We start from the raw sequence: 26,360 nt of genomic DNA on the forward strand, positions 1-26,360 counted from the left end.
CAAGAAATCTTCATTTAGCGCAATCACCCGCGGCAACACCCGATCAGTGCCATGGTCATAATCTGGATCAGGAAAACTATAAATTTTCCACAGCCAACAATCCGCATCTCGATCAATAGTCCAACCAAGCTCGTTAATAAAAGTCTCATAGTATGGATTATATTTGTAGTAAATTTTACTCAATCCATACTTCTCATCATCCTCTTTAGTGATAATTGCATTTTCAAACGCCATTCTCTCCTCCTTAAGAAATTTTAATAATTTTAGATTTTACGATCGGTTAGGTCTTGGAGCTCCATAGTGTAGTTCGGGATTTGCTCCCATATACCATCATATCCATATGCTTGCAAAGCATTGTCTAGAAGTATAATTATTCATCCCTTGAAATCAATTTAGTTTGTTTTGGATTTAGATCAAGTAGTTGCCAAATTCTATGAAATTGCTTAGGTATTAGCGCCCTATTGATGTCATAATCAAGGACAACTTCAATGATTTCACCTTTATAATATAAAATCCAAATAGCTTTAACAAGAGTTCCATGATCATATTCGGGATCGGGAAAATAAAAAATATCCCATAGCCAGCAATCAGGCTCTCTGCTTATCACCCAATCTTGTTTATTGATAAAAACTTCGCGTTTCGGATTATATTTGTAGTAAATTTCACTCAATCCATACTTCTCATCATCCTCTTTAGTGATGATTGCATTTTCAAATGCCATCTGCGCTCCTTGGAATTCAAAATTTAGCGTACAAGCAGAAATTTCAAGTGCAAATTTTATGCAAAATCCGCGACGCAGCCGAAACCGCAGACATGGAAATTTCAAACTTACCGCGCTCAAAGATAGACCGGCGAGATTGCCGCGACCGCTAACTCCGCTCGCCGCGGATATACTTGCTCTCTAGCCGCGGCAAAGCAAACGCGGCTCGTCAGTAAAGCTAGCGATAAAATTAATCGTAACCCATCCGCAAAATGGCATAACTGCACGATTTGCGGACGGACTAGCAAAGTCACGACGAGCCGATTAAAATTTAAGCTTTAGCTTGCGACGCTTAAAAGCCGATTAAGCTTAGACGCGGTGCGGGCGGTGTGCTGCGACACGGTGTCTAGGCTTCAAGCTACATTAAGACTGGAATTTTCGTCTTTTGTAGGAAGTATTTCGACGCGCCGCCTAGGAATATCTCCTTTATGCCGCTGTCCGAGTGCAAGCCCGCGACTATGAGGTCGAAATCGCCCGCGTCGGCATACTCTAGTAGCACCTGCCCAGGGATCTTGCCCTCGGCGTTTAACGCCTCAAAAACATCAATTTTAACGTCATGCAAGGCTAGATAATCGCTTATGCGGCGCTTAGTTTCGGCAAGATCATCCTGAAGGTAGTGATTTGCGGTAATGACGGTGATAGATTTGGCGTGCTGCAAAAGCTCCAGCCAATTATCAAGCGCCCTTGCAGATGCCGCAGTGCCGGTAAGCGAAACTAAAATTTTATCCGCCTTGAACTCCTGCAGCTTGCGCGGTATGACGATGCAAGGCTTGCCACTTTTGGTAACCGCAGCCTCAAACGTACCCGTGATAGAGCCCGTAGGCGGCACCGAGACCAGCACCAAATCGCAATATTTAGAGTATTTCTCGACCAGCTCGGAGCGGATACCCACCATATGCCTCAAAGCGGCGCTATTTGGGACGTGATCGTCGTCGTTTTGATCTAGGCCCAGCTTGGCGCATTCAGTGTCGAAGATAGCTTTGATCACCTCGCGCTCAGCCCTCATCTCATCGCCCGCTGATTTTAAAAATTCCTCCATCAGCACGCCGCCTTTTAGCGTTATACGCACATTGTAGATCATCTTAGGATCGAGCTGGCACGCCATTATGTTGATGTGTGTGCCGAAAAATTTATTCACGAGCAGCGCTCCGTGTATGCGCTCTGCCAGCTCCTCGCCGCCGCCAATAGGGAAAAAAATCTTTTTAAGCTGCATCTTTACGCTCCTATTAAAATTTTAAGCTAATTCCAGTGAAATTTTAGTGCCTTTCTGATCGGTCACGCGCACTCGCACCACGTCGCCCGCCTTGTAAGGCGTCGTGATAAATTTAGCGCGCAGCAGTCCGTCCACGCCGTCTCGCAGCGAGATAAAGGTGCCGAAATCCAGCACGCTTTGCACCACGCCGTCAAACTCCTCGCCGATCTGAAATTTTACCTCTTTGCGTTCACCGCGCGGCTTACGAAAATCGCGAGAATTTGAGACTATCGATAAAATTTTCTCTTTCGCGCCCGATACGGCGCTAGCTTTGGCACCCTGGATCTTGACCTCGCCCTTTTCGCGATCCAGATCGATATTTACGCCGAAGCTTTCGGTGATCTCTTTGATGACCTTGCCACCCTGGCCGATGATGTCTGGGATTTTGCTCGCCTCGACACTAAAAATTTCAAGCTTCGGAAGCACGTCCTCGTTTATAACGATCGCCGCATCCGCCTGCTCCATCAAGCCCAAAATATGCGCGCGAGCCTGCTTTGCCTGCGCTAGAGCCTCTTTTAAAACCTCTAGGCTGATGCCGCCGAGCTTGATATCCATCTGAAGCGCGGTGATGCCATCATATGTGCCCGCGACCTTGAAATCCATATCGCCGTCGTGATCCTCAAGCCCCATTATGTCGGTTAGCACGGCGTGTTTTTCGCCCTCAAAAATCAAGCCCATCGCGACGCCCGCAACGAGCTTTAACGTAGATACGCCCGCTGCTCGAAGAGAAAGTGCGCCGCCGCAGACCGAAGCCATCGAGCTTGAGCCGTTGCTCTCTAAAATTTCGCTTACTACGCGGATAGACTGCGGCGAGTTTAGATCGATACTCGGATATAGCGCTCTTTTGGCTAAATTTCCATGTCCCAGCTCACGTCTGCCGGGGCTTTTGAGCGGGCTTGCTTCGCCTACGCAAAAGCCCGGAAAGTTGTAGTTAAACATAAATCTATCGTTGATCGGCTCGAGCTGCGTTAGGCTGTCGCTTAGCTGCGCGTCGCTATCGCCGCCTAGCGTGGTGACGACCAAAGCCTGCGTCTGCCCGCGCGTAAATAGGCAGCTTCCATGCGCGCACGGCAGGATGTTTGTCTCGATACTGATCGGGCGCACCTCATCAAGCGCGCGTCCGTCGGCTCTGCGGCGATCCTCGATGATCTGCGTGCGGATGATGCCGCGCTTATACTTGCCGATGACGCTGGAGATTACTTCTTTGCTCCACTCGTTTTGCGCCGCAGCTTCGGTAGTTAAAATTTGATCTACGATTCTGTTTAGCTCGGTAGCGCGCTCACTCTTTGCCATCTGATTGATCGCCGCTTTAACGGCGTCTTTATAATTTGCGTCGATGAAGTCCGCAATATCCTCATCCTCGATCTCGGGTTTATACTCTAGGCTCGCATCGGGCTTTTTAAGCGGCAAAAAAGCCTCTTCGTAGGCGCCCGAGCCCGCGCTTATCGCCTTTGCGGCAAAATCGATCGCATCTACCATCAGATCTTCGCTAAATTCATTCATCTGTTGCGTGCCGCCTCTAATTTGGGGCAGGGAGCGCATCTCGATCATCAAAAGCTCATCGCCGACGCCCGCTACGTAAAGATCGAGCGCACTAGCTTTAAGCGCGGAGTTGCTAGGATTTAAGATGAAGTTTCCGTTTTGATAGCCTACGCGCACGCCGCAAACGGGCGCCTTAATCGGGATATCGCTAAGATACAGCGCCGCAGACGCCGCATTAAGAGCAACGACTTGCAGATCGACTTCGGGATCTGCCGATAGCACGTAAACTACGATCTGCGTCGGATATGCGTATCCCTTTGGAAAGAGCGGGCGCAGCGAGCGGTCTATGATGCGGCTGGTAAGCGTCTCAAAATCGCCCGGCTTGGTCTCGCGCTTGATATAGCCTCCCGGGATTCTGCCTGCCGCGTACATCTTTTCGATATATTGCACAGTAAGGGGCAAAAAGTCCTCCTGCACCTGCGTCTCTTCGCGCGCTACGGTAGCTAGCACGACGGTGTTTTTAACGCGCAAAAGCGCCGCGCCCGCGGCTTGTTTCGCAACTTTGTCGATATCGAAAATTTCGGTATTACCATTTACTTCAATTTTACACTGCATTAATTTTCTCCTTGTTTTTGTTGGTTTCGTGAAACGGCAGATAAAGCGGGCATTTGTTTAAAATTTGCATTATCTCCTCCGCGCTTGAGAGCGTTTTTTCTTTGTAATAAAAATCCACGTTCACAAAATCTCTGATCTTATGAACAGCATAAATTCCATCTACTAGCATGGCGATCTCGTCTGCATTATCGCTGCCGATAACGGGAGTGGCGTAAAAGATCGCTTTGGCGTTTAAGCTTACGAGCGTTTTTATGCAAGTAAGCGCGGTCAGCCCGCTCTCACACCCTTCATCTACCAAGATGACGTTTTTTTTCTCCAAATTTCCCAAAAGCTCGCCCTTGCGAAATTTATACATGTTTTTTAAAATTTTCTCCTCATAAAGTCTGTTTGCCTGTCCGTAAACATAATCCAGGCTGATGCCAAAGCTTCGCACGAGCTCATCTACCATCACGATCTCTTGGGTTTCGCTTACGCACGCGATCGCGCATTCCGGATTATTTGGCGCTAAAACAGGCTCTGTGAATAAAAACTCATAATGAAGTCCCAGTTTTAAGGCAAGATGGTTTGCGATAGGAAGCGACTCCAGGGATTGAGCGATTATTAGAAAATTTTCGTTTTTGATCACGGTAGCGGGTAAAATTTCTGCGAGTTTCATCGCGGCGTCGATTTGGTTTTCAAACATCAGCTCAGCTCTAGGCGTCATTATTTTTCGCTTCCGTATTCGCTATCTACTGAAAAATCATACCCTACTCCGCCGAACGGATAGAAATTTACGAGAAAGTAAATTCCGCGCTCCTTGCTTGCTTTGCTGTAGCCCGTCGTACTGGTATTTTTAGGCTCGATATCCTCTTGATACACAAAAGAGTAATTCCAACACTTGCGCGTATGAGAAAGTCCCACGCGCCACATTTTAGAATAAGATCGCTCCAAGTCGTAATCCCAACGCCCAAAAATTTTATTATTCCTAGGCAAATTTACCGAAGCGTTTACGATACCGTAGTTATCTTTCGTATAGCGTTTAGGCTCCATGCTAAGTTTTTCATATTCGTAAGCGTGACTAAGTCCAAAGCTAAAGTCGTCGTTGGAGTAGTTGGCGTAGGTATAGACCTTATCGAAGCTTTTATATTTATGCGAGTAGGTAAAGCGGTTTCCGATATTTAGCCCATTTGCAAAATACGCATCGATGCGGTGTTCTAAATCGTCGAACTCATGATCGTCGAAGTCATATCGCTGCTTGACGCTATGGCGTAAGAATTTACGTCCGTCTTCATTATAGAAAAACTGCGTCATACTTAAAGCTGCATTTTCGTGGGTGTATTCGTCACTAAGCTCACTTAAGAAGTTATCCTCCCAATAAAGCGAGTCTTGCAAGTTACCCAGCCGCGAGCGATCTACTGCGCCGCGAGCAAGGTCGTATTTATACTGATGATACTTTAAAATTCTATCCTCTATATCGCCTTGCTGCCATTCGGGAATTCTAAAATCCGCCCTCCAGCTCATCGTATGATACAAGCTATCGTAAGCCCTGGCTACGTCGGTGTAGAGCGAAAGCTCGGTGTATTGATTAGCGTAGAAAGTGCTTTTATCCTCGCCAAGATCTCCGTTTGCGTAGTAAAATTTATCGTGCCAATCGATATTGGTCATATACACTCGCTCGGTAAAGGCGAAATTTAAATAATCCGCCAGTAGCGGCGTGCTTATACTAATCGGTACGTCAAACTCGTATTGGCGAGCAGTCGCGCCCTCCCATCTGGTGTAATTACGCGCCTTCGCATCAAGCGAATAGATCAAATTTGGCAGTCCCAAATCATTGCTAAATTTATGATATTGCAGCGTCGGAAGCTCTTGGACGGTATCTTCGTTGCGGAAGGTATTATCGGCGTTTAGCTTACTCGTATCGATGTAGTAGCGTCCGTAAGCGCCAAAATAGTGCTCGTCTGAGGTCAAATAATAATTCAGCCGTGAAGTTACGAGCGAATTATCCGCATCGTCGCTAAGACCGCCCTTTTCCTTCAGATCGTAGTATTCCAGATCGTTTAGCTGAGTAAAATCGATCCATAAATTTTCGCGCAGATCGCCGTCTAGCAGATATGTCGCGAGCTTGCTGCGATCGTATTGAACTTCAAATCCGTGGTGGCGCTCGTTTTTGTATTCGAGCCGCTTTTGCGCTCGCGAAAAGTTATCGAAAACTCCGCCTCTAATCTCGCCGTAAGAATACGGCGACTCCGTGAAGCGAAAGGTGCCGTATGCGCCAAAGCCCCTGCGCGTGCGCACCTGCGGATCGAGCTGAAAATCCCAGCTATCGTAAGGCGCAAAATAGATCGGCTGCTTGTAGTAGATCCCCTCCTTGCTGATGTAGCCGGCCTCTGGAGGCAGTAGGCCCGTGCGGCGCGTGCGATCAGTCGGGAAGCCGAAATACGGCAGATAGAGCACCGGCACATCGCCCACGTAAAATCTCGGATTGAAAAGATGGAGGAATTTGCTCTCTTTATTGAGCATGCCGCTACTAAATTTGATGCGCCAATCAGGATCGGTGACGTTGCAGCTAGATACGCTGGAGCCCTCCACGCGGTAATACTCGCTGTCGCTGCAGCTAGCGTCGTTTTGCATCCAAAGCTCGGAGTCCTTGTCCATCATAAAATTTACGTCGGCTTCCTGCTTGTCGTTTTTCAGATCGATTTTGACATGCTGCGCACGCGTAGTTTCGCTGCTACCGCGCATCGCATTGACGTTACCAAAAAGCTCAATGATACCATTTTGCTCGTCGTATGTAGCGCGATCGGCGGTGATGAAGTAGTCCTGCGAATACACCGTTACGTTGCCACTAGCCTCCGTCAAAAAGCCGTTTTTCTCGACATTATCTGCTATAAGCTCGACGTCTTGGACCTTTGCGCTCGCACTGCTTGCTAAAAGAGCGCTAAAACTGAGCGCTAGAATTTTAAATTTTTTACTCTTTTTCAATCTCTACCACCAATGTTTTCGCCGCCATATCGTGCAGGCTCTGACGCGAGTTCGTAAAAAGCGCCACCAAAAATCCCATATAAAAGATCATCTCGCTTATCAACCTAACCGCCGCGCGGATCGCTGCAGTAGCGATATCCATAGAGCTGCCGTCGGCGCGGACGCAATAAATTTTAACCGCAAGCTTGCCTAGCGTCGCGCCGTATAGATAGACAAAAATCGCCTGATATAAAAATTTTATTATCGCGTAATGCAAAATGAATTTTGACGCAATCTTTTGTACCTCAAGATTGCTTCCGCTCTGCGCCGCTGCGACAAGCTCTGGCTCGTCAATAGCAAATAGCACGACTACAAAAAGCGTTACGCTCACCGCTTCGTCGATACTAAACGCGATTACGCGCTTGCTAAGCGGAGCGACGATCAAATTTTATCTCTTAAGGCTTGGTGCGCGATATCACGCCTATACTGCGCGCCGCTAAATTTTATATTTTCGCACAGCGCGTAAGCCGCGTCCCGCGCCTGCTTTAGGCTCTGCGCGACGCCCACGCTTACCAAAACGCGCCCGCCGCTAGCGTAAATCCGCCCCTCTCGCTCACTCACGCCTGCGTAGCAGATATGTGCGCCCGCAGGAATTTCGCCGACCTCGATCAAAGTAGGCTGCGAAGAGCCGTAAGGGTAGCGCTCGCTAGCCATTACGACGCCCACCGCAAATCGCTCTTTTAAGCTTATACTACTTAGCTTGCCTACGGCGGCGTTGTATAAAATTTCGCTCAAATTTCCGTCGATTAGCGGCATCAAAACCTCGCACTCGGGATCGCCGAAACGGACATTGTACTCCAGCACGTAAGGCTCGCCGCTCACGATCATAAGCCCTACGAATAGCACGCCGCAAAATGGCGCGCCCTGCTGCCGCATCCCTTTTAGCGTGGGTGAGACGATCTCGCTTTCTACTCTTTTTATCAGTGCGGCATCCGCTAGCGGGCTTGGCGCATAAGCTCCCATACCGCCGGTGTTCGGGCCTAGATCGCCGTCAAGCAATTTTTTATGATCCTGCGCTACGGGCAAGCTTACGAAATTTTCCCCGTCGCAGATCGCAAAAAAGCTCAGCTCGAAGCCCTCTAAAAACTCCTCCACAACGACGCGCTTGCCCGCTTCGCCGAAGCTTTCGCCGCTTAGCATATCTGCAGCGGCTTTTTTAGCTTCATCTTTGGAATTTGCGATGATGACGCCCTTGCCCGCGCACAGGCCGTCTGCTTTGACCACGACGCGGCCGTTTAGAGTATCGATAAATTTTGAAATTTCGGAGAGATCGTCGCTGCTTAGAAATTTTGCGGTTTTGATATGATTTCGCGCCAGAAAGTCCTTCATATAGACCTTAGAGCCCTCAAGCTTCGCCGCAGCGGCGCTGGGACCGAATATCGCGAGACCCTGCGCTTTGAAAATATCCACGATGCCTTTTGTAAGCGGCTCTTCGGCACCCACGATAGTAAGAGTTACGTCGTTGTTTTTCGCAAAGAGCGCAAGTTCATCAAAATCTTTTAAATCTAAATTTTTACCGAGCGCCTTTGTAGCGCCGTTCCCTGGAGCGAAATACAGATTTAAAACGTTTTTATCCTCGCGAAGTCTTAGCCCGATCGCGTATTCTCTACCGCCGCCGCCGATTATTAGGATATTCAATGAAGCCTCCGTAACGTAAAAAACCCAAGTGAGCGTTGCGTAAAAAGAATCGGCTCAAACAAAGCCAATCTTGCAACTAGGAAAAATCTCTAGGTCGCAACCCGTAACTTTAAAAAAGCTCGAGCCGAGCCGCGTCACACGGACCTCTCACGTCGTCGCTTATACAAATATGTTGAACCCTCATATAAAACGCTCTCGCTTCACCCAGGCTTAGGCAAAATTATAGTCTAAATTTGCTTAAACTATGGCAAAAGCGCCAGATCGACGCAGGATTTTATCGACATTCTTTCGCAGATTATCGGCTCGCAAAGCTCGCTCAAAACGCTCGCCGTCGTCCTACCGATACAGATCGCCTTATAGCCCCCGTCCCAGCCGAAATTTGTGGTAAAGCCGCGAACGTTCTTAGGCGAGGTAAAAATCAGCGTGCTGCCTTGCGGCGGTTTTGCGGTAGCAGGCAGACTAAGGACGCAATTTTCGTAGGCGATCACGCTTTGCAGCCGCACGCCGGCGCTAGATAGAATTTGCTCCAGCTTCGATACCGTTTCGCGCGCGCGCAGATACAGCGCGTCTGCGCCTTGCAAGAGCGGCGCGATCTCGGCGGCAAACTCATTTCCGTGTCCGTGTCGCGCCACAAAAATATCGCGAAATCCAAACTCGCGCGCGGCCGCAGCGCACGGCTCGCCGATAGCGTAAACGGGCGTATCTAAATCAAGAGAAATTTCATTAAATTTTATCGCCGCCACTGCGTTTTTGGAGGTAAAAATTAGCGCGCCCGTCTGCGCGGGCAGGCTAAATTTGAGGAATTTTATCTCGCAAACCGCAAGCTGCCTCACCTGCGGATGCTCAAATCTCGTATTGGACACTAGATATATCAAAACGCCCTCCATGTTTAAATTTGCTTCGATTAAATTCCGCTCTCGAAAAAATCCGATCCGCCGTCATTAATCTTTGAGTTTAAAATTTAATTCTGCTCCGTACCGCCCTCGGCACCGATTAAAACCCGCGCGCAAAGCCTGCTCGCGCTTTCTAGCTGCACTTGGGTAACCTAGCGGCGGCACGCTTTTTAAAATTTTATCTCGCAGGCGAAGCGTCAAATTTAAATTCATCGCTTTGCGCGAGCCCTGTTTTTAAAATTTTATTTCGCAGACTGCGACTGAAATTTCAAAATCTCGTCACAAAGCCCGTTCCGCACACAGCTAACACGCCACCGCTTGCCAATCCCGCCCAGCCCGTGTATGTGCCCACACAGATCGTCGAGCTCGCCGAATCTTAAAATTTAAAGCTGCGGCTACGAAATTTCAAAGCTACGAGCGCTAAATTTTAAAATTTCGCCGCTCTTAGCCCCTTAAATTTAGCCTTTCAGCCACTTGTTCAAAATTTCAATCTGCGCTGCAACGCTCTCATTCGCCGTGCCTCCTTGCGACTTACGCGCCTGCTTAGAAGCGTTTAGATCAAGAAATTTAACCGCACCCGCGTCCAAGCTTTCATCCACGCCTGCAAGCTGCTGCGCATTTAGCTCGCTTAAATCCAGGCCCAAATTTTCAGCATACGCCACAGCCTTGCCTGTGATGAAGTGCGCCCGGCGAAACGGCACGTTTTTCTCTCGCACGAGATAGTCCGCCAGATCAGTTGCCGTGAGGTGCCCTCGGCGCGTCATTGCGAGCATATTTTGCTCGTTAAATTTAGCCGTTTTTAGCATCTGTTTTAAAATTTCAAGGCTAGCAAGCGCGGTGGCGACGCTGTCAAAAACACCCTCCTTGTCCTCTTGCATGTCCTTATTGTATGCTAGCGGCAAGCCCTTCATCACCGTTAGCAGCGCGACGAGATTACCGTTTACGCGCCCAGTTTTGCCGCGGATGAGTTCGGCGACGTCGGGGTTTTTCTTCTGCGGCATGATCGAGCTACCCGTGCTGTAGGCATCGCTGATCGTGACAAAGCCAAACTCCTGCGAGCTCCACAAGATAAGCTCCTCGCACAGGCGCGATGCATGCGTCATCAGCACGCTTACGTTAAACAAAATCTCAAGCGCGAAATCGCGGTCGCTGACGCTATCCATCGCGTTTGGCGTCACTCCCGCAAACCCGAGCTGCTGCGCGACGAGCTCGCGATTTATCGGATGCGGCGTGCCCGCAAGTGCAGCCGAGCCCAGCGGACAGAGATTATTTCGCTCTCGCGAGCTGACAAAGCGCTCGTAGTCGCGGCGAAACATAAACGCGTAAGCTAGCAAATAATAGGCAAGGCTCACGGGTTGGGCGTGCTGAAGGTGCGTGTAGCCCGGCATCAGCGTGTCTGCGTGCTTACTTACGATATCTCGCAGAGCGGTGATCAACTCACGGATTTTCTCGGCGATCGCGGCACCACTTTTAAGCACGTAGAGGCGAAAATCAAGCGCGACCTGATCGTTTCTGCTGCGCGCCGTGTGCAGCCTACCGCCAAGATCGCCTCCGATGAGCTCGCTTAGGCGCTTTTCGACCGCCATGTGAATGTCCTCGTCGGCGGTTTTAAACTCAAATTTACCGCTTTTTATCTCCTCAAACACGGCATCAAGCCCGGCGACGATCTTTTCGCTCTCGTCAGCCTTTAAAATCCCACAGGCGCCGAGCATCCGAGCGTGCGCCTTGCTGCCTGCGATATCCTCCTGCCAAAGCGTCCTATCAAAGCCGATCGAGGCGTTAAACTCCTCCAAAAGCGCCGAACTCGCCTCGCTAAAGCGCCCCTCCCACATTTTTTTCACGCTCGCTCCTTCGTTTAAATTTTCGGTGATTTTATAAAATTTTAAATCTCGCCGCACAAAATTTATGAGCGAGAAGAAAGGCAAAAGTGCTATAAATTCCTAAAAAATGCGCGCGCCACGCTTTCGCACTAAACTTTGGAATTTATTGCACCTTAAACTTAGCGGTTCAAAAGCGCTTGCTGGCTTATTCGATCCACTTTACTACGTCATCTATGCTGCGGCGGATCTTTTGCGGCTGTGGATTTACGCGGTAGCCGAAAGGTACGAGTAGCGCCACGCGGCGATCGTTCCAATCGATGCCTAAAATTTCATTTAGCGCTGCGCGATCAAAGCCCTCCATTGGGCAGCTGTCGATACCGCGGCTTGCGGCCTCGTTCATCATCGCAAGTGCTGCAAACATGCACTGCGCGTGCGACCAATTAAATAGCTCCTCATCGTCGTTGTGAAAATAACCGCTTAAAAAATCTTGATAAAATTTATGCCTGTCGCCGATATATTTGGGCGCTTCATCTTTTTTACGCGTAATCATTCGCTCGATATAATCACTTCCTAGCTTTATGTCCTTGATCTTTGCTAAAATCACGACCAGATGTGAGCAAGAGGTGATCTGCGGCTGATTCCATGATTTTTCGCGGATCTGCTCGCGCAGCGCCTTGTTTTGCACAACCAAAAAGTCCCATTGCTCTAGCCCCGTAGAACTAGGTGCTAAGATGCCCGCCTGCAAAATAGCGTCGAAATCGGCTTTGCCGATCTTTTTATTCTCGTCAAAAATTTTGCACGCGTGGCGAAATTTCATAATCTCTAAATGTGTCATAGTCTCTCCTTAATTAGAATTTTTGTAAATCAAATACCCGCCATCTTTGCGTCTGATGCTGAGGTTACCCTCATGTGAGCGCACGCCGATGCGGTAGTAGCCGTCCTCTTTGGTGACGTTGATGTCGCTAAAGCCGCCGATATTTACAGCAAAGCTCGCGCCGCTAAGCGGGATCTCTTGGCGCCAAAACTCCGCCTCAAGCGTGCCCGAAGCATTTGCGTCGGAGCTTTTGAAATCATCTGCGGTGATGAGCTGCACGCTGTCTTTGCGAATGACGAATTTTAGTCCATCGTCAAATTTAAGCGTCTCTAGCGGTAGCTCCAGGCGCGGCGCGAAGCTAGGCGTGATGCCACTTTGTGAGGCCTGCTTTTGTAAATTTGGATCAGTCGAAGTAACCGAGACGTCCAGTGCCCTATGTAGCGCGGGTTTGGCGCTAGCGCTTAGCACGAAGTCATCGTGCCAATCAATCGAGCGATTGACATCAACGATCTTTTCGTGCAGGACCCCGTCGTCGTCCCTATATCGCACAATTAAGCTTTCGATCGTAAGGGCGTCGGAGGGAAGCGCAAAGGTTTGCTGCGTAAAATTTTTAGGCGCGGGAGCATTTTGCGACGTGGCGACAGAGCTTTGCGCCGGATTGGAATTTTGCGGAGCAAATTGCGCGTTTTGTTGCATAGTAGAGTCTTGCACCGTAGAATTTTGAGCTGTAGAATTCTGTGCCGCCTTGAAATTTTGCACTATCGTAGAATTTGGCTCGCTTACTTCCGGCAAGATCGGTAACTCATCAGGAGGCGGAAGCATCGTAACTGAAGGCTGCGCAGAAGAGTTTCGTTCCGTTTTTATGGCCTGCGAAGGAGCACCGATGCCCGCTTTGAGCGCAGGAGCTTTTTTTTCGGTCTGCGAGAGCTGTGCGCTCACAGCTTTTTTGGCGGCGCTTGTTTTGACGCTGGAATTTGCTTCTGCAGCGCTTTTTTGCATTGCTACGGTAGGGCTTTTAGATGTTTCAGGTTTCATTACAGCTTGCTTTTTAGCGTTTGGGCTTTGTGCACCTGTCTTTGGCTCTTTAATCGCCAAATTGATAGAATTTTGCTCTTTTGCCGCGGCGATGCTAGGTTTCGTAGCGTTTGAATTTGCGCCATTTAAATTCTCAGCGTTTAAAAAAGCGCAAAGACCTAAAATTAGCAAAGAAATTTTTCTCATTTTTTAAGGTCCGGATCGAGCGAGCGACGCTCTAAATAAAGCTTTTGCAGCTCGGCGTTTTCCTCTTTTAGCCGCTCGACGTCGGTGAATAAAAACGCCTTTTCTTTTTGCAGTTGGCGCAGCACCTCAAACGATCGCTTGCCAAATAGCACGTCGCCTACGAAGATGCCTGCAAAAACAACGCAGACGATCAGCGCAAGAGCTGCAAAAATCTGCTTAAGCGGTGAAAACGGATTGATAAAATTCAGCCGTTCTTTTAAATTTTTACGCTTTTTTAAAGCTTTTTTAGCGGCAGAATCTGCGTTCTGCGGCATAAAAGAAAATTCTTGCGCAGCAGGATTTATGCCTTGCGCCGCAAAGCCCGTGCCTTGAGAGCCGCGCTCTACGCTCTGAGCCGCAAAACCCGCGTCGTTTGGAAAGCGGTTTTCTTTCGCGTATAATTCTGCATTCTTTAAATCGCCGCCCCCAATAAATTCCGCGCTGTAAAAGTCCGCGTCTGCTTGCGCGCTGCCTTCGTAGTTTCCGCTTGCAGCGGAGCTTTTACAACTTAAATTAGAGCTGTCGCCTCCGGCATCAGAGGCAGAGCCTGCTTCGTCTACGCCGTGTGAGGTTCCGTTGCGATTTTTGCGGAAGCCAGCCCCTACCTCGCTAAAGCCTCCGCCAAAATTTTCATCGTCAAAAAAATCGTCCTCGTCAAAGTCTGCGTCTGAATATCCGCCTTGCGTGTCCGTATAATCCGCTCCGTCCGCATAGGTGCGTTGCGCGCCGCCTTTTAAGCCCCGCTTGGACCTTTTTTTAAAAAACATTTTAAATTCGGCTTCCCAAAAACTCGTCCGTCTCGCGCTCGATCTCAAGCAGGCGGTTGTATTTGGCGTTGCGTTCGCTTCTTGAGGTTGCGCCCGTTTTGATTTGGCCCGTATTCATCGCGACGGCGAAGTCCGCGATAAAGCTATCCTCGCTCTCGCCGCTTCTGTGGCTCATCACGCAGCGGTAGCCTTTGCGCTGCGCTAGGCGGATCGTCTGCATAGTTTGGCTTACGGTGCCGATTTGATTCGGTTTGATTAGGATCGCGTTGCCTACGCCTTTGGCGATGCCTTCGCGCAAAATTTTCTCGTTCGTTACAAATAGATCGTCGCCCACAAGCTGCACTTTAGAGCCAAGCTTGCTAGTTAGCTTCGCCCAGCCCGCCCAGTCGTCCTCGCTTAGGCCGTCTTCGATCGAAAATATCGGATACTTCTCGCAAAGTTGCGCATATCGCTCTATCAGCTCTTCACTGCTAAATTCCTTGCCTTCTAGCTTATATTTGCCGTTTTCATACAGCTCGCTAGCCGCGACGTCAAGGGCTAGTTTGATCTGCTCGCCCGCTTTGTAGCCAGCTTTTTCGATAGCTTGCATGATGAGTTTGATCGGCTCTTCGTTATCGTTTAAATTCGGCGCAAATCCGCCCTCGTCGCCCACCGCCGTGCTGTGACCGGCCGCGTTTAGAAGGCCTTTTAGCGTGTGGTAAATTTCGCTCGCCGCTCGCAACGCGTCGCTAAATTTATCAAATCCAAACGGCATAATCATAAATTCTTGGAAATCCACGCTGTTGTTCGCGTGCGCGCCGCCGTTGATGATATTAAACATCGGCACCGGCAGTACGCTAGCGTTTGCGCCGCCTAGGTAGCGATACAAAGGCACGTCAAGGCTCTTTGCCGCCGCGCGCGCTACCGCCATAGATACGCCAAGCACCGCATTTGCGCCTAAATTTGAGTAATTATCGGTGCCGTCAAGCTCTCTCATCTCATCATCAAGCGCCTTTTGACCAAAAGCATCTAGTCCGATCACGGCTTCGGCGATCTGCGAATTTACGTTTTCCACCGCTTTTAGCACGCCCTTGCCGCAGTATCTATCGCCCCCGTCGCGAAGCTCTAGTGCCTCGCGTTTGCCCGTGCTTGCGCCGCTTGGGACTATCGCGCTTGCTACGGTGCCGTCGCTTAGAGCCACAGTCGCTTTCACGGTCGGGTTGCCACGGCTATCTAACACCTCTATCGCATAAACATCTTCGATATAAATCATTATTCATCTCCACTTTGTAAATTTTCTTCATCGTCCGCGTCTGCGCTGAAATTTACGCTACCCATCTGCTCGCGGATCTTTGCAGTGATCTCTTCAGCGACAGCAGGGTTATTCTCTAGATAAATTTTAGCGTTTTCGCGACCTTGACCTAGCTTCGTATCGCCGTAGCTGAACCATGCGCCGCTTTTATCGACGATGTCGAGCTTGACGCCGTAATCGATCAGCTCGCCTACTTTGCTGATGCCCTTGCCGAACATTATGTCAAATTCCGCGATCTTAAACGGCGGCGCCACCTTGTTTTTCACGACTTTGACCTTGGCGCGGTTGCCGATGCTCTCTTCGTTTTGTTTCAAAGTAGCGATCTTGCGTATGTCGATGCGCACCGAAGCGTAAAATTTAAGCGCATTGCCGCCGGTCGTCGTCTCGGGCGTGCCGTAACCCATCGCGCCGATCTTCATACGGATTTGGTTGATAAAGATCACCGTCGTATTCATCTTATGCACGACGCCGGCGAGCTTGCGCAGCGCTTGGCTCATAAGTCGCGCCTGAAGCCCCACATGCTGATCGCCCATATCGCCCTCGATCTCGTTTTTCGGCGTGAGCGCGGCAACGCTATCTACGACGATAAGATCGATCGCGCCGCTTTTTGCTAGGGTTTCTACGATATCAAGCGCCTGCTCGCCGAAGTCGGGCTGGCTGACGTAGAGATTGTCGGTATCGACGCCTAAATTTGAAGCGTATTTGACGTCCAGCGCGTGCTCGGCGTCTACAAATGCGCAAATTCCGCCCGCCTTTTGGCACTCGGCGATGATATGAAGCGTAAGCGTCGTCTTACCCGAGCTCTCAGGCCCGTAAACCTCGATGATACGCCCCTTCGGCACGCCGCCGATGCCAAGCGCGATGTCAAGCCCCACAGAGCCCGTAGAGATGGCGTCTATCGGCTCGACCTGCTTATCGCCTAGCCGCACGAGCGTGCCCTTGCCGAAAGCTTTGTCGATCGATTTTAGCGCCGCATCCAGCGTCTTTTTCTTTCCCTCGTCCATGTTTTTCCTTAAAAATAAATTCACCTGATTTTACCAAATTTGAAATGAATTTTTGATTATTTGCCTAAATTCGGCGCGGCATCGGAATTTGAAATTTTTAAGGAGCGCAAAAGCTCTGCGCGGCAAGCGGAGAGTATTAAATTTAGCCTTTTAAACGGGCTTAATTTTTCACGTTTTTCTTTAGAAATTGCGCATTTTTATGAGGGCTGTAGCAAAAATTTACTATAATTTCGCAATTTAGCCGCGCGCGAAATTTAAAGCGGAGCAAAAAGGATAAAATTTGAAGATTTTTAAGCATATAAACGTCGCTCACTCGCCCGACGCCGACGATATTTTTATGTATAAGGCGATTGATTTCGGCTGGGTGAGTTCAAAAAATCTAAAGCTTAGCGCCGCCGCGCTTGATATCCAGAGCCTAAACGACGAGGCGCTAAAGGGCACTTACGAGGCCACGGCGATTAGCTTCGCGCTATATCCGCTGATCTGCGATGAATACGCGCTTTTGCGCACGGCGGTGAGCTTCGGCGAGGGCTACGGACCAAAGCTAGTTAAGAAAAAGGGCGCGGTTTTAAAGCGAAATTTCAAAGTCGCGCTCAGCGGCAAACACACGACAAACGCCCTGCTTTTTCGCATGGCATACCCGCAGGCGCGCATAGTTTATAAAAACTTCCTCGAAATCGAGGGCGCGGTCTTAAGCGGCGAAGTAGACGCGGGCGTGCTGATACACGAGAGTATTTTGGACTTTTCGGACGAGCTTTGCGTGGAGCGCGAGATCTGGGATATCTGGAGCGAGCTAGCGGGCGAAAATTTACCGCTGCCGCTAGGAGGCATGGCGGTTCGCCGCAGCCTGCCGATAACGGATGCTATCGAGTGCGAGCGCGTGCTAACTGAGGGCGTACGCATCGCCACCGCGCACAAGCCGCTTTTATCGCACATGCTCATGGAGCGAAATTTGATCCGCGTGGACGACGCAAAGCTAGAAAAATATCTGAGCCTTTATGCTAACGAGGCCTCGATCGAGCTTTCGCAGGTGCAGATAAGGGCGGTAGATAGGCTATTTGAGCTTGGTTATGAGCGCGGATTTTACCCTGCGCCGCTTAGCGCGCAGGAGAATTTTATCCCGCGCGAATATAACGAGATCCGCTTTGCGGACTGCGGCGGGCAAAACCCGATGTAAGGCCGAGCGAGATCAAAATTTAGATGAAATTTAGCGCTTGTTTCGGTTAAATTTTACTCGGAATGAAATCGCGTTTTGGCTAAATTCCTCGGTGTTAAGAGGTTTGCGCCTTGGTTAAATTTTACTTCGGCGTAAAAGTAGGCACGCGAGGTAGAATTTTACCCCGCGTTCTTGCCGTGGCTGTGCTGCGCCGTAGCTTTTGAAATTTAGCCGCGAAGCATAGCGAGTTTAAAATTTAGCGCAAATTTGACGCCGAGTTCGCCGCGGATCGTCGCCAAGCTGCGCTAATCGACCGGCGCGCTGTAGCGCGATCTGTCGCGGTACGATAGCCACTACGCTTTCAAATTTAGGGCTACGCAGCGATGAAATTTTGCAGTGCGGCGCTACATTGCACGGCTATATTTTGTGCCGCAGGGTGCGAGTTGCGCGTGCGACATAGCGCGCCGCTGAAAACGTATCGCAAGCGAGATAAATTCAATCGCGCTGGCGTCGCTAAATTTTGAAATAGCGTTCGTGTTCTGTGCCGTGCGCCGCCGCGGTATAGTTAAATTTTAAAACGATGCGCGGCGAGCGGCTAGCGCAAAATTTAGAAATGAAATTTAAAAGGCAAAATTTTGAAAACAAAGCAGATAGATTTTAGCAAATACACCTCCGTGCGCATCGGCGGGAGCTTTGCGGTGCAAATTTTAAAGGACGAGACCGATTTTGCGGAGTTTGAGAGCATAGCGGGGGGCGCGATCATCGGCGGCGGCAATAATCTGCTCATCTCGCCCGCGCCGCCGCACCTTGCGATGTTAAGCGAGGAGTTCGATCGCATAAGCTTAAGCGGCGATATCCTTAGCATCGGGGCTGCGACGAAGTCGGGCAAAATTTACAACTTCGCCAAAAAGCAAGGCCTCGGCGGCTTTGAGTTTTTGCGAAACATCCCGGGCACGCTCGGTGGGCTAATCAAAATGAATGCGGGGCTCGCCGGCGCTAGCATCAGCGATAGCCTGCTTGCCGTGCGCCTAACTCGCGGCTGGGTGGAGCGCGAGCGGATAAGCTTCGGCTACCGAAGAAGCGGAATCGAGGAGCCGATTTTGGGCGCCGAGTTTAAAATTTCGCGCGGCTTTGACGTCTCGCTCGCCACGGATTTCGCCGCCAAACGTGCTAATCAACCGCGCGGCGCAAGCTTTGGGAGCTGCTTTAAAAACCCGCCGAATGACGCCGCGGGCAGGCTGATCGAAGCAGCGGGATTAAAAGGCCACGCGATCGGCGGCGCGAAATTTAGCGAGCAGCACGCCAATTTCATCATAAATTTCGGCAGCGCAAGCTTTGAGGATGTGATTGCGCTCATAAATTTAGCGCAAAGCCGCATTTCTGAAGAATTCGGTATCGAACTGGAAACCGAAGTCGTGGTGCTATAAAAGGAAATTTGTATATTTTGCCCCCGACTAAACTTGCTCGGTCGTCTACTCCATCTTTTTGCGCTGGATTTTATTTGCGCTTTGAAATTTTAAAATACAGACGAAATCGTCAAATTTAAAAGCACTCAAAAGACAAGCCGCTTTTAAATTTTAACAGCCAAACTCACACTAAATATCCCATCCCCATCTATCCATTCGCGCACCTTTTTAAACCCCGCCTTTTCCACGAGCTGATCCATCTCGGCCTGGCTGCGGCGGCGCATGATCCACGCAGCGCCCTGCCTGTGGCTCGATAGAGCGCGCGCGATCATCTCGAGCTGCGGATGCCACGGCTGGTTGGTGTAGATGAGGTAGCCGCCGCTTTTTACGCTGCTTGAAAAGCCTTGTAGCGCGGTGCGAACGACCGAGTTACCCGGAAAGAGCTCAAACAGCCCCGACACGACGCCTAGCGTATATGCGTCCTGCAGACCCTCGTAGCTAGCGGCCTCGAACGCATTTGCCTGCGTAAAGCTCGCGACGTCCTGCAGCCCGCGCTCTTTTATCATTTCGCTGCCCACTTTTACGTTGATGTCGCTGTAGTCGCGTAGCGTTATGCGCTCAAATTTATGCCCCTGCGCGGCGTCTAGTATGTATCTGCCGTGCCCCGAGGCGATGTCTAGCAGTCGTAGCGGCTCGCTGCGCTCCTGCAGCTTTGCTACAGCTTGATCGATAGCTAGCTTGATATTTCGCTTGCGCTCTCTGATGCCGCGCCAGCCGATAGCGTTTAGGTAAAATTTGTCGATAAATTTAAAAAATTTATTCGCCCCTTGCGGCTCGTTTCGGTAAACGTAATCAAGCGTACTGCCGCTATCGTAGCCGGTATTTTCGCCTATCTTTAGCCCGCCGACCCACGGCGAAACCGCCTGCATAAATATCCGCTGAAATTTAAACCGTAAATTTTTTGGGCTAAATCTCGGTAGCGGCGTAGCTAGCCTATCGGCCTCTTCGCGGCTAAAGCCGTATTCGTCCGCGTGCGTGCAGTCCACCTCGCTAAAAGGCGCGCTAAAGCGCTCTCCGACGAACTCGCGCACGATCTCAAACGCCCTTTCCCGCTCGCTCTCGCCCAGCGTATCGTGGTAAAATCCATCTAAAATCTCGCGTCTTTTTACGCGCGCGCCAAGAGTGTTGTAAAACTCGTGCTGCGGGGCATGCTCCACGACCCAGTCATCGCCCGAGATCAGCAGTAGCGTAGGCGTCGTGATCGCGGCGGCGTCCGAAACCACGCGCTGCGCCGCTTCGTAAAGCCCCAGCAGTATGCGCACCGAGATCGCGCGAGTGATGAGCGAGTCGGCGTCGTAGCTGGCCTGGCGCTGTTTGTCGTGCGTGAGATAGTGCGCCTTGACGTAGCTGTTTACGAAGAAATTTCCGCGCGCATTGTAGATCGCCTTTAGCCCGGCTCTGGCAAACGGCACGTAAAGCTTCACGCTAAACGCCGGACTAGCCAGCACCGCGCAGCGAACGCGCACAGCGTAGTCGTGCAGCCACGCCGAGACCAGCACCGCGCCCACGCTTTGAGCTATAACGGCTAGATTTTGCGTCTCAAAGCCAAATCTCTGCTCGATATGCGCCACAAACTCGTCCACGTCGGCGATGAGGCGGCCGATACTCGGCGCGTCGCCCCGCTCGCCCTCGCTCCTGCCGTGTCCGCGCTGATCCCACGCAAAATAGCTCAAACTCTCGTCCGCTAGCCCGTCCGCTACGTGCGTCGTTCTGCCCGAGTGCTCGTGTCCGCGGTGAAATATCGCTACGGCTTTGGCGTTTGGCGCGGCTTTAAATTTGAGATTTTGCTCGGCGTTTTCAGCTAGCTCTTTCTCGCTCAAATTTACTTCGCCTGCACCCGAGTCTTCGCACGCCACGTCCGCGGCCAGGCGGTATCTGTAAAATATCCTCGCCCCGTCGCTCGTTATAAAACAGCTCTCTTTAAACTCCATTTTTCGCCTTTCTTGCTTAAATTTATCGATTTTTACGCTTATTTTATCCTAAAATGCCCCGTTATCTCATAAACGTTTAGCACGTCCTCCTCCTGCGCGCAAAGCCCGATGTTGTGGATCACGAGCGGGGTTTTGCTAGCGGCAAATTTATCCGAAACTATGCCGATATGCGGCCTGCCGTTATCCAGCCGCCATGTCACGATATCGCCCGCTTTAAACTCGCCCTTCGCCTCGTAGCCTTTGCGTTTTAGGTAGGTCGCGATGTTTGGTACGCGGCGATGATAGATGTTTTTGTCGGTCTTTTTCGCGCCCCAGTTTTTTTGGATAAGCGCTAAATTTGCGCTCATATCCTCGTGGATGAGCCGCTGCAGATCGATATCCTGCCCGCGCAGCGCTCTAACGACGACGTCGGTGCAAACGCCCTTCATCATATCCGCGTCGCCCATCGGATAGGCTAGCCTCTCGTACGAAGGATCGTAAAACAGCGTCCGTCCGACCTGCGCTCTAGCGTCTTGCACGAGCTTTTCGGCCGAAAATGCAAAGGCAAAATTTGCCGCGAGCGCTAAAAATAAAATTTTGCTTCAAATTTTCATTAAAACCTCATGCGTAAAAATATCTAACTATATGAAAAAATATCGGCGCCGCAAAGCACAGCGAGTCCATACGGTCAAGCATCCCGCCATGCCCGCTGATCATGTAGCCCCAGTCCTTGACGCCCAGATCGCGCTTGATCGCCGACATAACAAGCCCTCCTAAAAAGCCCATCATACAAACGGCAAGCCCGATGAAAAACGCCCCCGCCGCGCCAAAAGGCGTGAGATGATGCAGGCACGCAGCCAGCGCGCTAGCGCTAAGAACCCCTCCCGCAAAGCCGACCACCGTCTTAGACGGGCTGATGCTAGGCGCGATCTTGCGTTTGCCAAAAAGCTTGCCCCAGACGTACTGCAGCACGTCGCTAGATTGCACGACTATGATCAAAAACAGCATCAGCTCCATGCTGTTACCGCGCTCAAGATCCAGCAAAAGAAGCGCCGGGATGTGCGAGATACAAAACACGCAGATCATCAGCGCCCACTGGATCTTCGTCGAGCGCTCTAAAAAATATGCCGCATCGCCGCAAATGGCCGCTAAAATCGGTAAAAACAAAAATCCGTAAACCGGGATAAATATCATCGCCATCGCGTACCAATCGGCATAAATAAAAATATACTGCACTGGCAAAATCACGTAAAAGCACGCCACGAGCGCGATGTGATCGCCCCTGCGGATGTAGATGAGCGATAAAAACTCGCGCAATGCGGCAAAAGATACGAGCAAAAACAAAAATATCACGGCGTTCTTGCCCATATACGTGAACGCGAAAATGACCAAAATCATCGCCCACCAGGCGTTTATACGCGAGGTCAAATTTGCGATGGTTTTGTTCTCGGCGCCAAATTTCGCCTTTAGGATAAAGGCAACGACGCTAGAGACGACTAGCACCGCGATGAGTCCTAAAAATAGATTTAATATATGATTTTGCGGGTTCATTTTAGTGCCTTTTGGTTAAATTTAAAGCTAAATTTGACGTCTGCTTCGAAGCTCTCCGAGCGAGTCAAATTTGCGAGCGTTTGGTTTGCCGCGCGGACGGCTTGATTGGTTAAATTTTTTGCGCGGTTTAAATTTGCGTTTGGGTCAAATTTGATTTGCGGCAAGGCTGGCGTTTTAGCCCGTGTTTCTCGTTCAAATTTGACGTTTTCAGCTACTGCTTTAAAAGGCTCTACGTCAAATTTGCCGCAAAAATCGGTCGCAAATTTTGCTTTTTCATTTGACGGATTTACGGGGCTTAAATTTACTGCTCTGGCCAAAGCCGTCGCGCTAGGCTTTAGTTCTATCATTTTGCGTATCGCTCATCGCTAGCAGCGCGTCCTGCGCCTTTTGTAAAAACTCGCCCTTGCCTTCGCCTCCGTACGATATCTCCTCACCTACGATCAGCTCGCAAAGCAGCGGAATAGGCACGAAAAAGCCCTTGGGCAGGACGTTTCGCGCATTTTTGATCCATACGGGCACGAACGAGACGGCGGGACACTGCTTCGCCAGACGGAAAATCCCGCTTTTAAACGGCTGTAGCGCGAGATCGTCGTCCGTCTTGCGCGTGCCTTCGGGAAAGATGATGAGAGAGTGGGTTTGCAGCGCCTCGCTCATTTGCGCCAGCGCCTCTAGCGGATCTTTATGACGGCTGATTAGAACCATGTTAAACACGTTTTTAGCAAGAAACCTACGCACAGGCCCGCTCTCCCAGTATTCCGCCGCCGCGACGGGGCGCACGCGCTTTCTCACGCGGTATGGTAGCGAGACGAAAATCAGCAAAAAATCGCCGTGGCTAGCGTGGTTTGCGTAGTAAATTTTAGTGCCGTCGCCGATGTTTAAAAGCTCCTGCGGCGGCCTTACGCCCGTGATAAATATCGTGATGCGGCAAAGGATAAAATCAAGCGCGGCCGCTAAAAACTCTTTCATCCTGTATCCTTTTTACTCTTTTACTTTTCAAATTCACTTTTTGCGGCGCCCTCAATTTTGCGGTTGCGTGCGGCAAATAAGCTTCTCGCCCACCTTGCCGAAAACGAGCGTTTAGACATAAATTTGAGGCGATTAAAGCCGATACGGTTTTAAATAACGCCTGCAATTTGCCGCTTTTGCTACTTGCCTTTAATTTCACCGACTTTGATAAAACGCTCGAAATTAACCGAACACGTTTTGCGCGCCTAGCGTCTTTTAAAATGTCTAAATTAAGCGGACAAATTCGCCGTGATATTTTATTATCGCCTCAAAAAATCTCGTAAATTTAAACAAGATCAAATTTATAACGATTACGTGCCCGCGTCGAGGCGAGCTTAAAACTTTTGCAATTATATCAAATTTAGGCGAATTTACCTTGCGTAGATTTTGGAGATAGCTATTAAATTTATCCTCGTCCGAGGCGCCTTATTCCCCGCTTTTTAGTCCCATCCTCACGCGGTTTGCGCAAGTAAGTGCGAGTAAAAATATCGCGGCGTAAAGCACCCAGCTAAACCACTCTGGCAGTCGCCCAAATAGCGCATATATCGTACCGATAAGCCCAAATATAAACGCTCGGTCGCTCTTGCCCATAGGCCCGTCATACCGCCTGCCGCAACCGTGCACCTGCCCTAGGACGCCTAAAAACTCACTCATAAAAGATAGAAAGATAACGAGCGCGGTAACGCCCCAGTCAAACGGCGCCACGAAGGCAAACGGCAGATACAGCGCGGCGTCCGAGATGACGTCCGTGGCTTCGTTTAGGTAGCCGCCCAGCGGGCTTTTTTGATTAAACTCGCGAGCCAGCATGCCGTCGATGGCATTTAGCGCCATACGCAAAAACATCCAAACGGGCAGCAGAAAGAATAGCGTCGAAATTTCGGCGAATTTTATCAAAAGTCCGCCCAGCAGAACGGAGATGACGCAGGCTGTGATCGTGACTTGATTTGCGCTGACGCCCGCGCCGTGAAGACGTCTTACTAACGGACGAAGTAAATTTTGAAATTTGGGCTTTAACTCGTAAATCGTCATGAGGACTCCGAAAATTTGATTTTCGTATTGTCGCTTAAAAATGCTTGGAGGTAGATTAAATGTGTGGCCGGCTTTTGTGTGAGCTTTTTAATCGTCGATTTTTAAAAGCATTAGGATGGCGAAATGAACGATGCAAATATGAGTAAATTATCTCTTCTATCATTGCCGCGATGGGTACTCAATTTTTTTGACGCGGGCTCGCGACGGTAAAAGAGTAGCGTTTACGCACGATTATAGGCAGCGTGGTAATCTCCTTATGGAAAGCGTACGGTGCAATCATCGCCATATCAGTATCCATCTTTGCTCAATTCCTTTATGTGGGCTGCAAAAATTTATAAACCGCATGGGATTTCATCGCGATAGATTTCAAACTTCGCTCTCCGCCGCAAATATAACAGACCTTGTCGCGAAAATTCTAAATCATAGCGGCGCCGAGCCGGGAAGAGTACTTTTAAATTTTAAAATTTCGCGGTAGAGCAAGACTTCCGTATTTGCGGAGTTAAAGTCAAATTTAGAATTTAATCTCGCCAGATATTTTCGTTTAATTTCAGAGTTTTTACGATGGATAGAAAGGATAAAAGCTCGTGCTTGATAGACGCCGCAGGACCTGCGCTAAGTACGCTGTGATCTACGCTAGGCTCGAAACTATCGTATTCCGTGCGGATGAAAATATAGACTTTTCTACCAGAAAAGCTTAATCTGATCGGTCCGCCGGCACCGCTTCTAAAGCGAAGCAAGCGCCGCATAAAGGCGGGTGTGAGGGCATACATTGCAGACACCGCATCGGCGCTATATACGCTAAATGTGGAGCTAAACTCGCTATCATCCATCACGATCTTCTTAAGTCCGCCAAGTGTTGGTCTCGCGCTGAGCGAAGGCAGGATCACGGTCGTAGAGTTTATGCGCTTTTTAAATTCCGCGTATAAAAATATCCCCCTGCTGCTACGTCGTTCGTCAGTATGAGTCACGCAAATATCCGCAAAGCTGAAAAATACTCCGTCATAAACGCCGGAAATTTTATCTTCGCAATCAAAATAGCTTATGCCGTCCACAAATAGGCCGCTAGCGCGCAGATACGCCGGCCGAAACGAGCCTGAAATTTCGTAGCGATAGCCTAGGCTCGCGATATAGGGCACGATATATCGGTGTTTAAAGGCGCGGACGAATTTTTTGGATCTGTTGTATTTGATCCGCTCCAGCGCGGCATCTGCGATATTAAACAAAGAAAGGCAGATGGTTACGAGTGCGATGACGAAGCGCAAAGTATCATTCTCGCACATTTCTACGCCTTTGGCAAGCATCCACAGCAAGGTGCAAAAGATAAATACGCGCACTATATTTGCATCTTTATTCACTACTCTAAAAGAGATGCTACCGCAGCTAAATACCACTATGATCCAGCAGAGAACCATTGCTGCATTTTGATCTCTAAGATTGAAAAACAGCCACAGCGCCGAGGCTAGCACCGCTAGTGCTATTATCGAAAACGCCGTGCCTTTGCGCTGCTCCGCCTCATCTAGGATGCCGAGCCTTAGTTTTTCCAGTTCGTTTGCGGTCATCTTTCTCTTTCTAAATTTATCGAAGCAATTTTAAAATTTAGGTTTGAATCCGCTCCTAAATTTAAAGGGCTAAATTTTAAAATTTACA

The 26,360-nt window shown here is 49.8% G+C and carries 24 protein-coding genes and 1 pseudogene; 3 read left to right on the plus strand and 22 right to left on the minus strand.

Annotated elements, in window-relative coordinates:
* The 9 genes and pseudogenes from Q0277_RS05655 to Q0277_RS05695 all read right to left on the minus strand — a co-directional run.
* Positions 1–234: pseudogene (locus Q0277_RS05655) on the minus strand (hypothetical protein); the annotation flags it as partial.
* A 136-nt stretch (positions 235–370) separates the two neighbouring features.
* Entirely contained in the window at positions 371–721 is a 351-nt protein-coding gene (locus tag Q0277_RS05660) for a hypothetical protein (protein WP_297996367.1), read from the minus strand.
* Between the two features lie 397 nt (positions 722–1,118).
* A complete protein-coding gene (locus tag Q0277_RS05665; protein ID WP_297996369.1) occupies positions 1,119–1,973 on the minus strand; it encodes a universal stress protein in 855 nt (284 codons plus the stop codon).
* A gap of 21 nt (positions 1,974–1,994) precedes the next feature.
* Positions 1,995–4,109, minus strand: a complete 2,115-nt coding sequence (locus Q0277_RS05670; protein ID WP_297996370.1) for a polyribonucleotide nucleotidyltransferase — start codon at positions 4,107–4,109, stop codon at positions 1,995–1,997.
* Positions 4,099–4,812, minus strand: coding sequence for a phosphoribosyltransferase family protein (locus Q0277_RS05675; RefSeq protein WP_297902732.1), 714 nt, complete (start codon positions 4,810–4,812; stop codon positions 4,099–4,101). Before Q0277_RS05675 ends, Q0277_RS05670 begins: the two co-directional genes overlap by 11 nt.
* Positions 4,812–7,070 carry an LPS-assembly protein LptD gene (locus tag Q0277_RS05680; protein ID WP_297996373.1) on the minus strand — a complete coding sequence of 753 codons (2,259 nt, stop codon included), beginning with the start codon at positions 7,068–7,070 and terminating at the stop codon, positions 4,812–4,814. Before Q0277_RS05680 ends, Q0277_RS05675 begins: the two co-directional genes overlap by 1 nt.
* Complete coding sequence (locus Q0277_RS05685) at positions 7,057–7,494, minus strand: RDD family protein (protein ID WP_297882073.1); 438 nt, start codon at positions 7,492–7,494, stop codon at positions 7,057–7,059. Before Q0277_RS05685 ends, Q0277_RS05680 begins: the two co-directional genes overlap by 14 nt.
* Positions 7,491–8,747: a phosphoribosylamine--glycine ligase gene (purD, locus tag Q0277_RS05690; protein WP_297996376.1), complete on the minus strand. Its 1,257-nt coding sequence runs from the start codon at positions 8,745–8,747 to the stop codon at positions 7,491–7,493. Before purD ends, Q0277_RS05685 begins: the two co-directional genes overlap by 4 nt.
* A gap of 242 nt (positions 8,748–8,989) precedes the next feature.
* On the minus strand, positions 8,990–9,622 hold the full coding sequence (locus tag Q0277_RS05695; RefSeq protein WP_297996378.1) for a uroporphyrinogen-III synthase: 633 nt from the start codon (positions 9,620–9,622) through the stop codon (positions 8,990–8,992).
* Positions 9,623–9,783: 161 nt separating this feature from the next.
* Between Q0277_RS05695 and Q0277_RS05700 the strand changes: the two genes are divergently transcribed.
* Positions 9,784–10,020, plus strand: a complete 237-nt coding sequence (locus Q0277_RS05700; RefSeq protein WP_297996379.1) for a hypothetical protein — start codon at positions 9,784–9,786, stop codon at positions 10,018–10,020.
* Between the two features lie 78 nt (positions 10,021–10,098).
* On the opposite strand, the gene argH is transcribed toward Q0277_RS05700, so the two are convergent.
* The 6 genes from argH to recA all read right to left on the minus strand — a co-directional run bounded on the left by argH (position 10,099) and on the right by recA (position 16,596).
* The gene (argH, locus tag Q0277_RS05705; RefSeq protein ID WP_297996431.1) at positions 10,099–11,472 is read right to left on the minus strand and encodes an argininosuccinate lyase; all 1,374 of its coding nucleotides are present in this window, start codon (positions 11,470–11,472) and stop codon (positions 10,099–10,101) included.
* 193 nt (positions 11,473–11,665) lie between these two features.
* Positions 11,666–12,295: an NAD(P)H-dependent oxidoreductase gene (locus tag Q0277_RS05710; protein ID WP_297996382.1), complete on the minus strand. Its 630-nt coding sequence runs from the start codon at positions 12,293–12,295 to the stop codon at positions 11,666–11,668.
* A 9-nt stretch (positions 12,296–12,304) separates the two neighbouring features.
* Complete coding sequence (locus Q0277_RS05715; protein WP_297996384.1) at positions 12,305–13,495, minus strand: hypothetical protein; 1,191 nt, start codon at positions 13,493–13,495, stop codon at positions 12,305–12,307.
* Positions 13,492–14,301 (minus strand): hypothetical protein, encoded by an 810-nt coding sequence (locus Q0277_RS05720; RefSeq protein WP_297996387.1) that lies wholly within the window; start codon positions 14,299–14,301, stop codon positions 13,492–13,494. The genes Q0277_RS05715 and Q0277_RS05720 overlap by 4 nt, the downstream gene beginning before the upstream one ends.
* A gap of 1 nt (position 14,302) precedes the next feature.
* Complete coding sequence (gene eno, locus Q0277_RS05725) at positions 14,303–15,553, minus strand: phosphopyruvate hydratase (protein ID WP_297996389.1); 1,251 nt, start codon at positions 15,551–15,553, stop codon at positions 14,303–14,305.
* Positions 15,553–16,596 carry a recombinase RecA gene (gene recA / locus Q0277_RS05730; protein ID WP_297897512.1) on the minus strand — a complete coding sequence of 348 codons (1,044 nt, stop codon included), beginning with the start codon at positions 16,594–16,596 and terminating at the stop codon, positions 15,553–15,555. Before recA ends, eno begins: the two co-directional genes overlap by 1 nt.
* Positions 16,597–16,876: 280 nt before the next feature.
* Between recA and Q0277_RS05735 the strand changes: the two genes are divergently transcribed.
* Both Q0277_RS05735 and Q0277_RS05740 read left to right on the plus strand, forming a co-directional pair.
* Positions 16,877–17,773, plus strand: coding sequence for a menaquinone biosynthesis family protein (locus tag Q0277_RS05735; RefSeq protein WP_297996390.1), 897 nt, complete (start codon positions 16,877–16,879; stop codon positions 17,771–17,773).
* A gap of 614 nt (positions 17,774–18,387) precedes the next feature.
* Positions 18,388–19,179 carry a UDP-N-acetylmuramate dehydrogenase gene (locus Q0277_RS05740; RefSeq protein ID WP_297996392.1) on the plus strand — a complete coding sequence of 264 codons (792 nt, stop codon included), beginning with the start codon at positions 18,388–18,390 and terminating at the stop codon, positions 19,177–19,179.
* Between the two features lie 143 nt (positions 19,180–19,322).
* Here the strand turns inward: Q0277_RS05740 and Q0277_RS05745 are convergent, their stop codons facing one another.
* The 7 genes from Q0277_RS05745 to Q0277_RS05775 form a co-directional block, all read right to left on the minus strand.
* Complete coding sequence (locus Q0277_RS05745; RefSeq protein ID WP_297996395.1) at positions 19,323–21,149, minus strand: bifunctional alpha/beta hydrolase/class I SAM-dependent methyltransferase; 1,827 nt, start codon at positions 21,147–21,149, stop codon at positions 19,323–19,325.
* 38 nt (positions 21,150–21,187) lie between these two features.
* Positions 21,188–21,667 (minus strand): DUF1287 domain-containing protein, encoded by a 480-nt coding sequence (locus Q0277_RS05750; protein ID WP_297996397.1) that lies wholly within the window; start codon positions 21,665–21,667, stop codon positions 21,188–21,190.
* An 82-nt stretch (positions 21,668–21,749) separates the two neighbouring features.
* A complete protein-coding gene (locus Q0277_RS05755; protein WP_297996399.1) occupies positions 21,750–22,679 on the minus strand; it encodes a phosphatidate cytidylyltransferase in 930 nt (309 codons plus the stop codon).
* Positions 22,676–23,026 (minus strand): hypothetical protein, encoded by a 351-nt coding sequence (locus tag Q0277_RS05760; protein ID WP_297996401.1) that lies wholly within the window; start codon positions 23,024–23,026, stop codon positions 22,676–22,678. The genes Q0277_RS05755 and Q0277_RS05760 overlap by 4 nt, the downstream gene beginning before the upstream one ends.
* Positions 23,007–23,645, minus strand: a complete 639-nt coding sequence (locus Q0277_RS05765; RefSeq protein WP_297996403.1) for a lysophospholipid acyltransferase family protein — start codon at positions 23,643–23,645, stop codon at positions 23,007–23,009. Before Q0277_RS05765 ends, Q0277_RS05760 begins: the two co-directional genes overlap by 20 nt.
* 465 nt (positions 23,646–24,110) lie before the next feature.
* Positions 24,111–24,713, minus strand: coding sequence for a CDP-alcohol phosphatidyltransferase family protein (locus Q0277_RS05770; RefSeq protein WP_297996404.1), 603 nt, complete (start codon positions 24,711–24,713; stop codon positions 24,111–24,113).
* Between the two features lie 518 nt (positions 24,714–25,231).
* Complete coding sequence (locus Q0277_RS05775; RefSeq protein WP_297996405.1) at positions 25,232–26,272, minus strand: DUF3137 domain-containing protein; 1,041 nt, start codon at positions 26,270–26,272, stop codon at positions 25,232–25,234.
* Positions 26,273–26,360: the final 88 nt, after the last annotated feature.

Origin of the sequence: uncultured Campylobacter sp., from assembly GCF_938030815.1 — a bacterium.
In the GTDB taxonomy this organism is placed as follows: Bacteria; Campylobacterota; Campylobacteria; order Campylobacterales; family Campylobacteraceae; genus Campylobacter_B.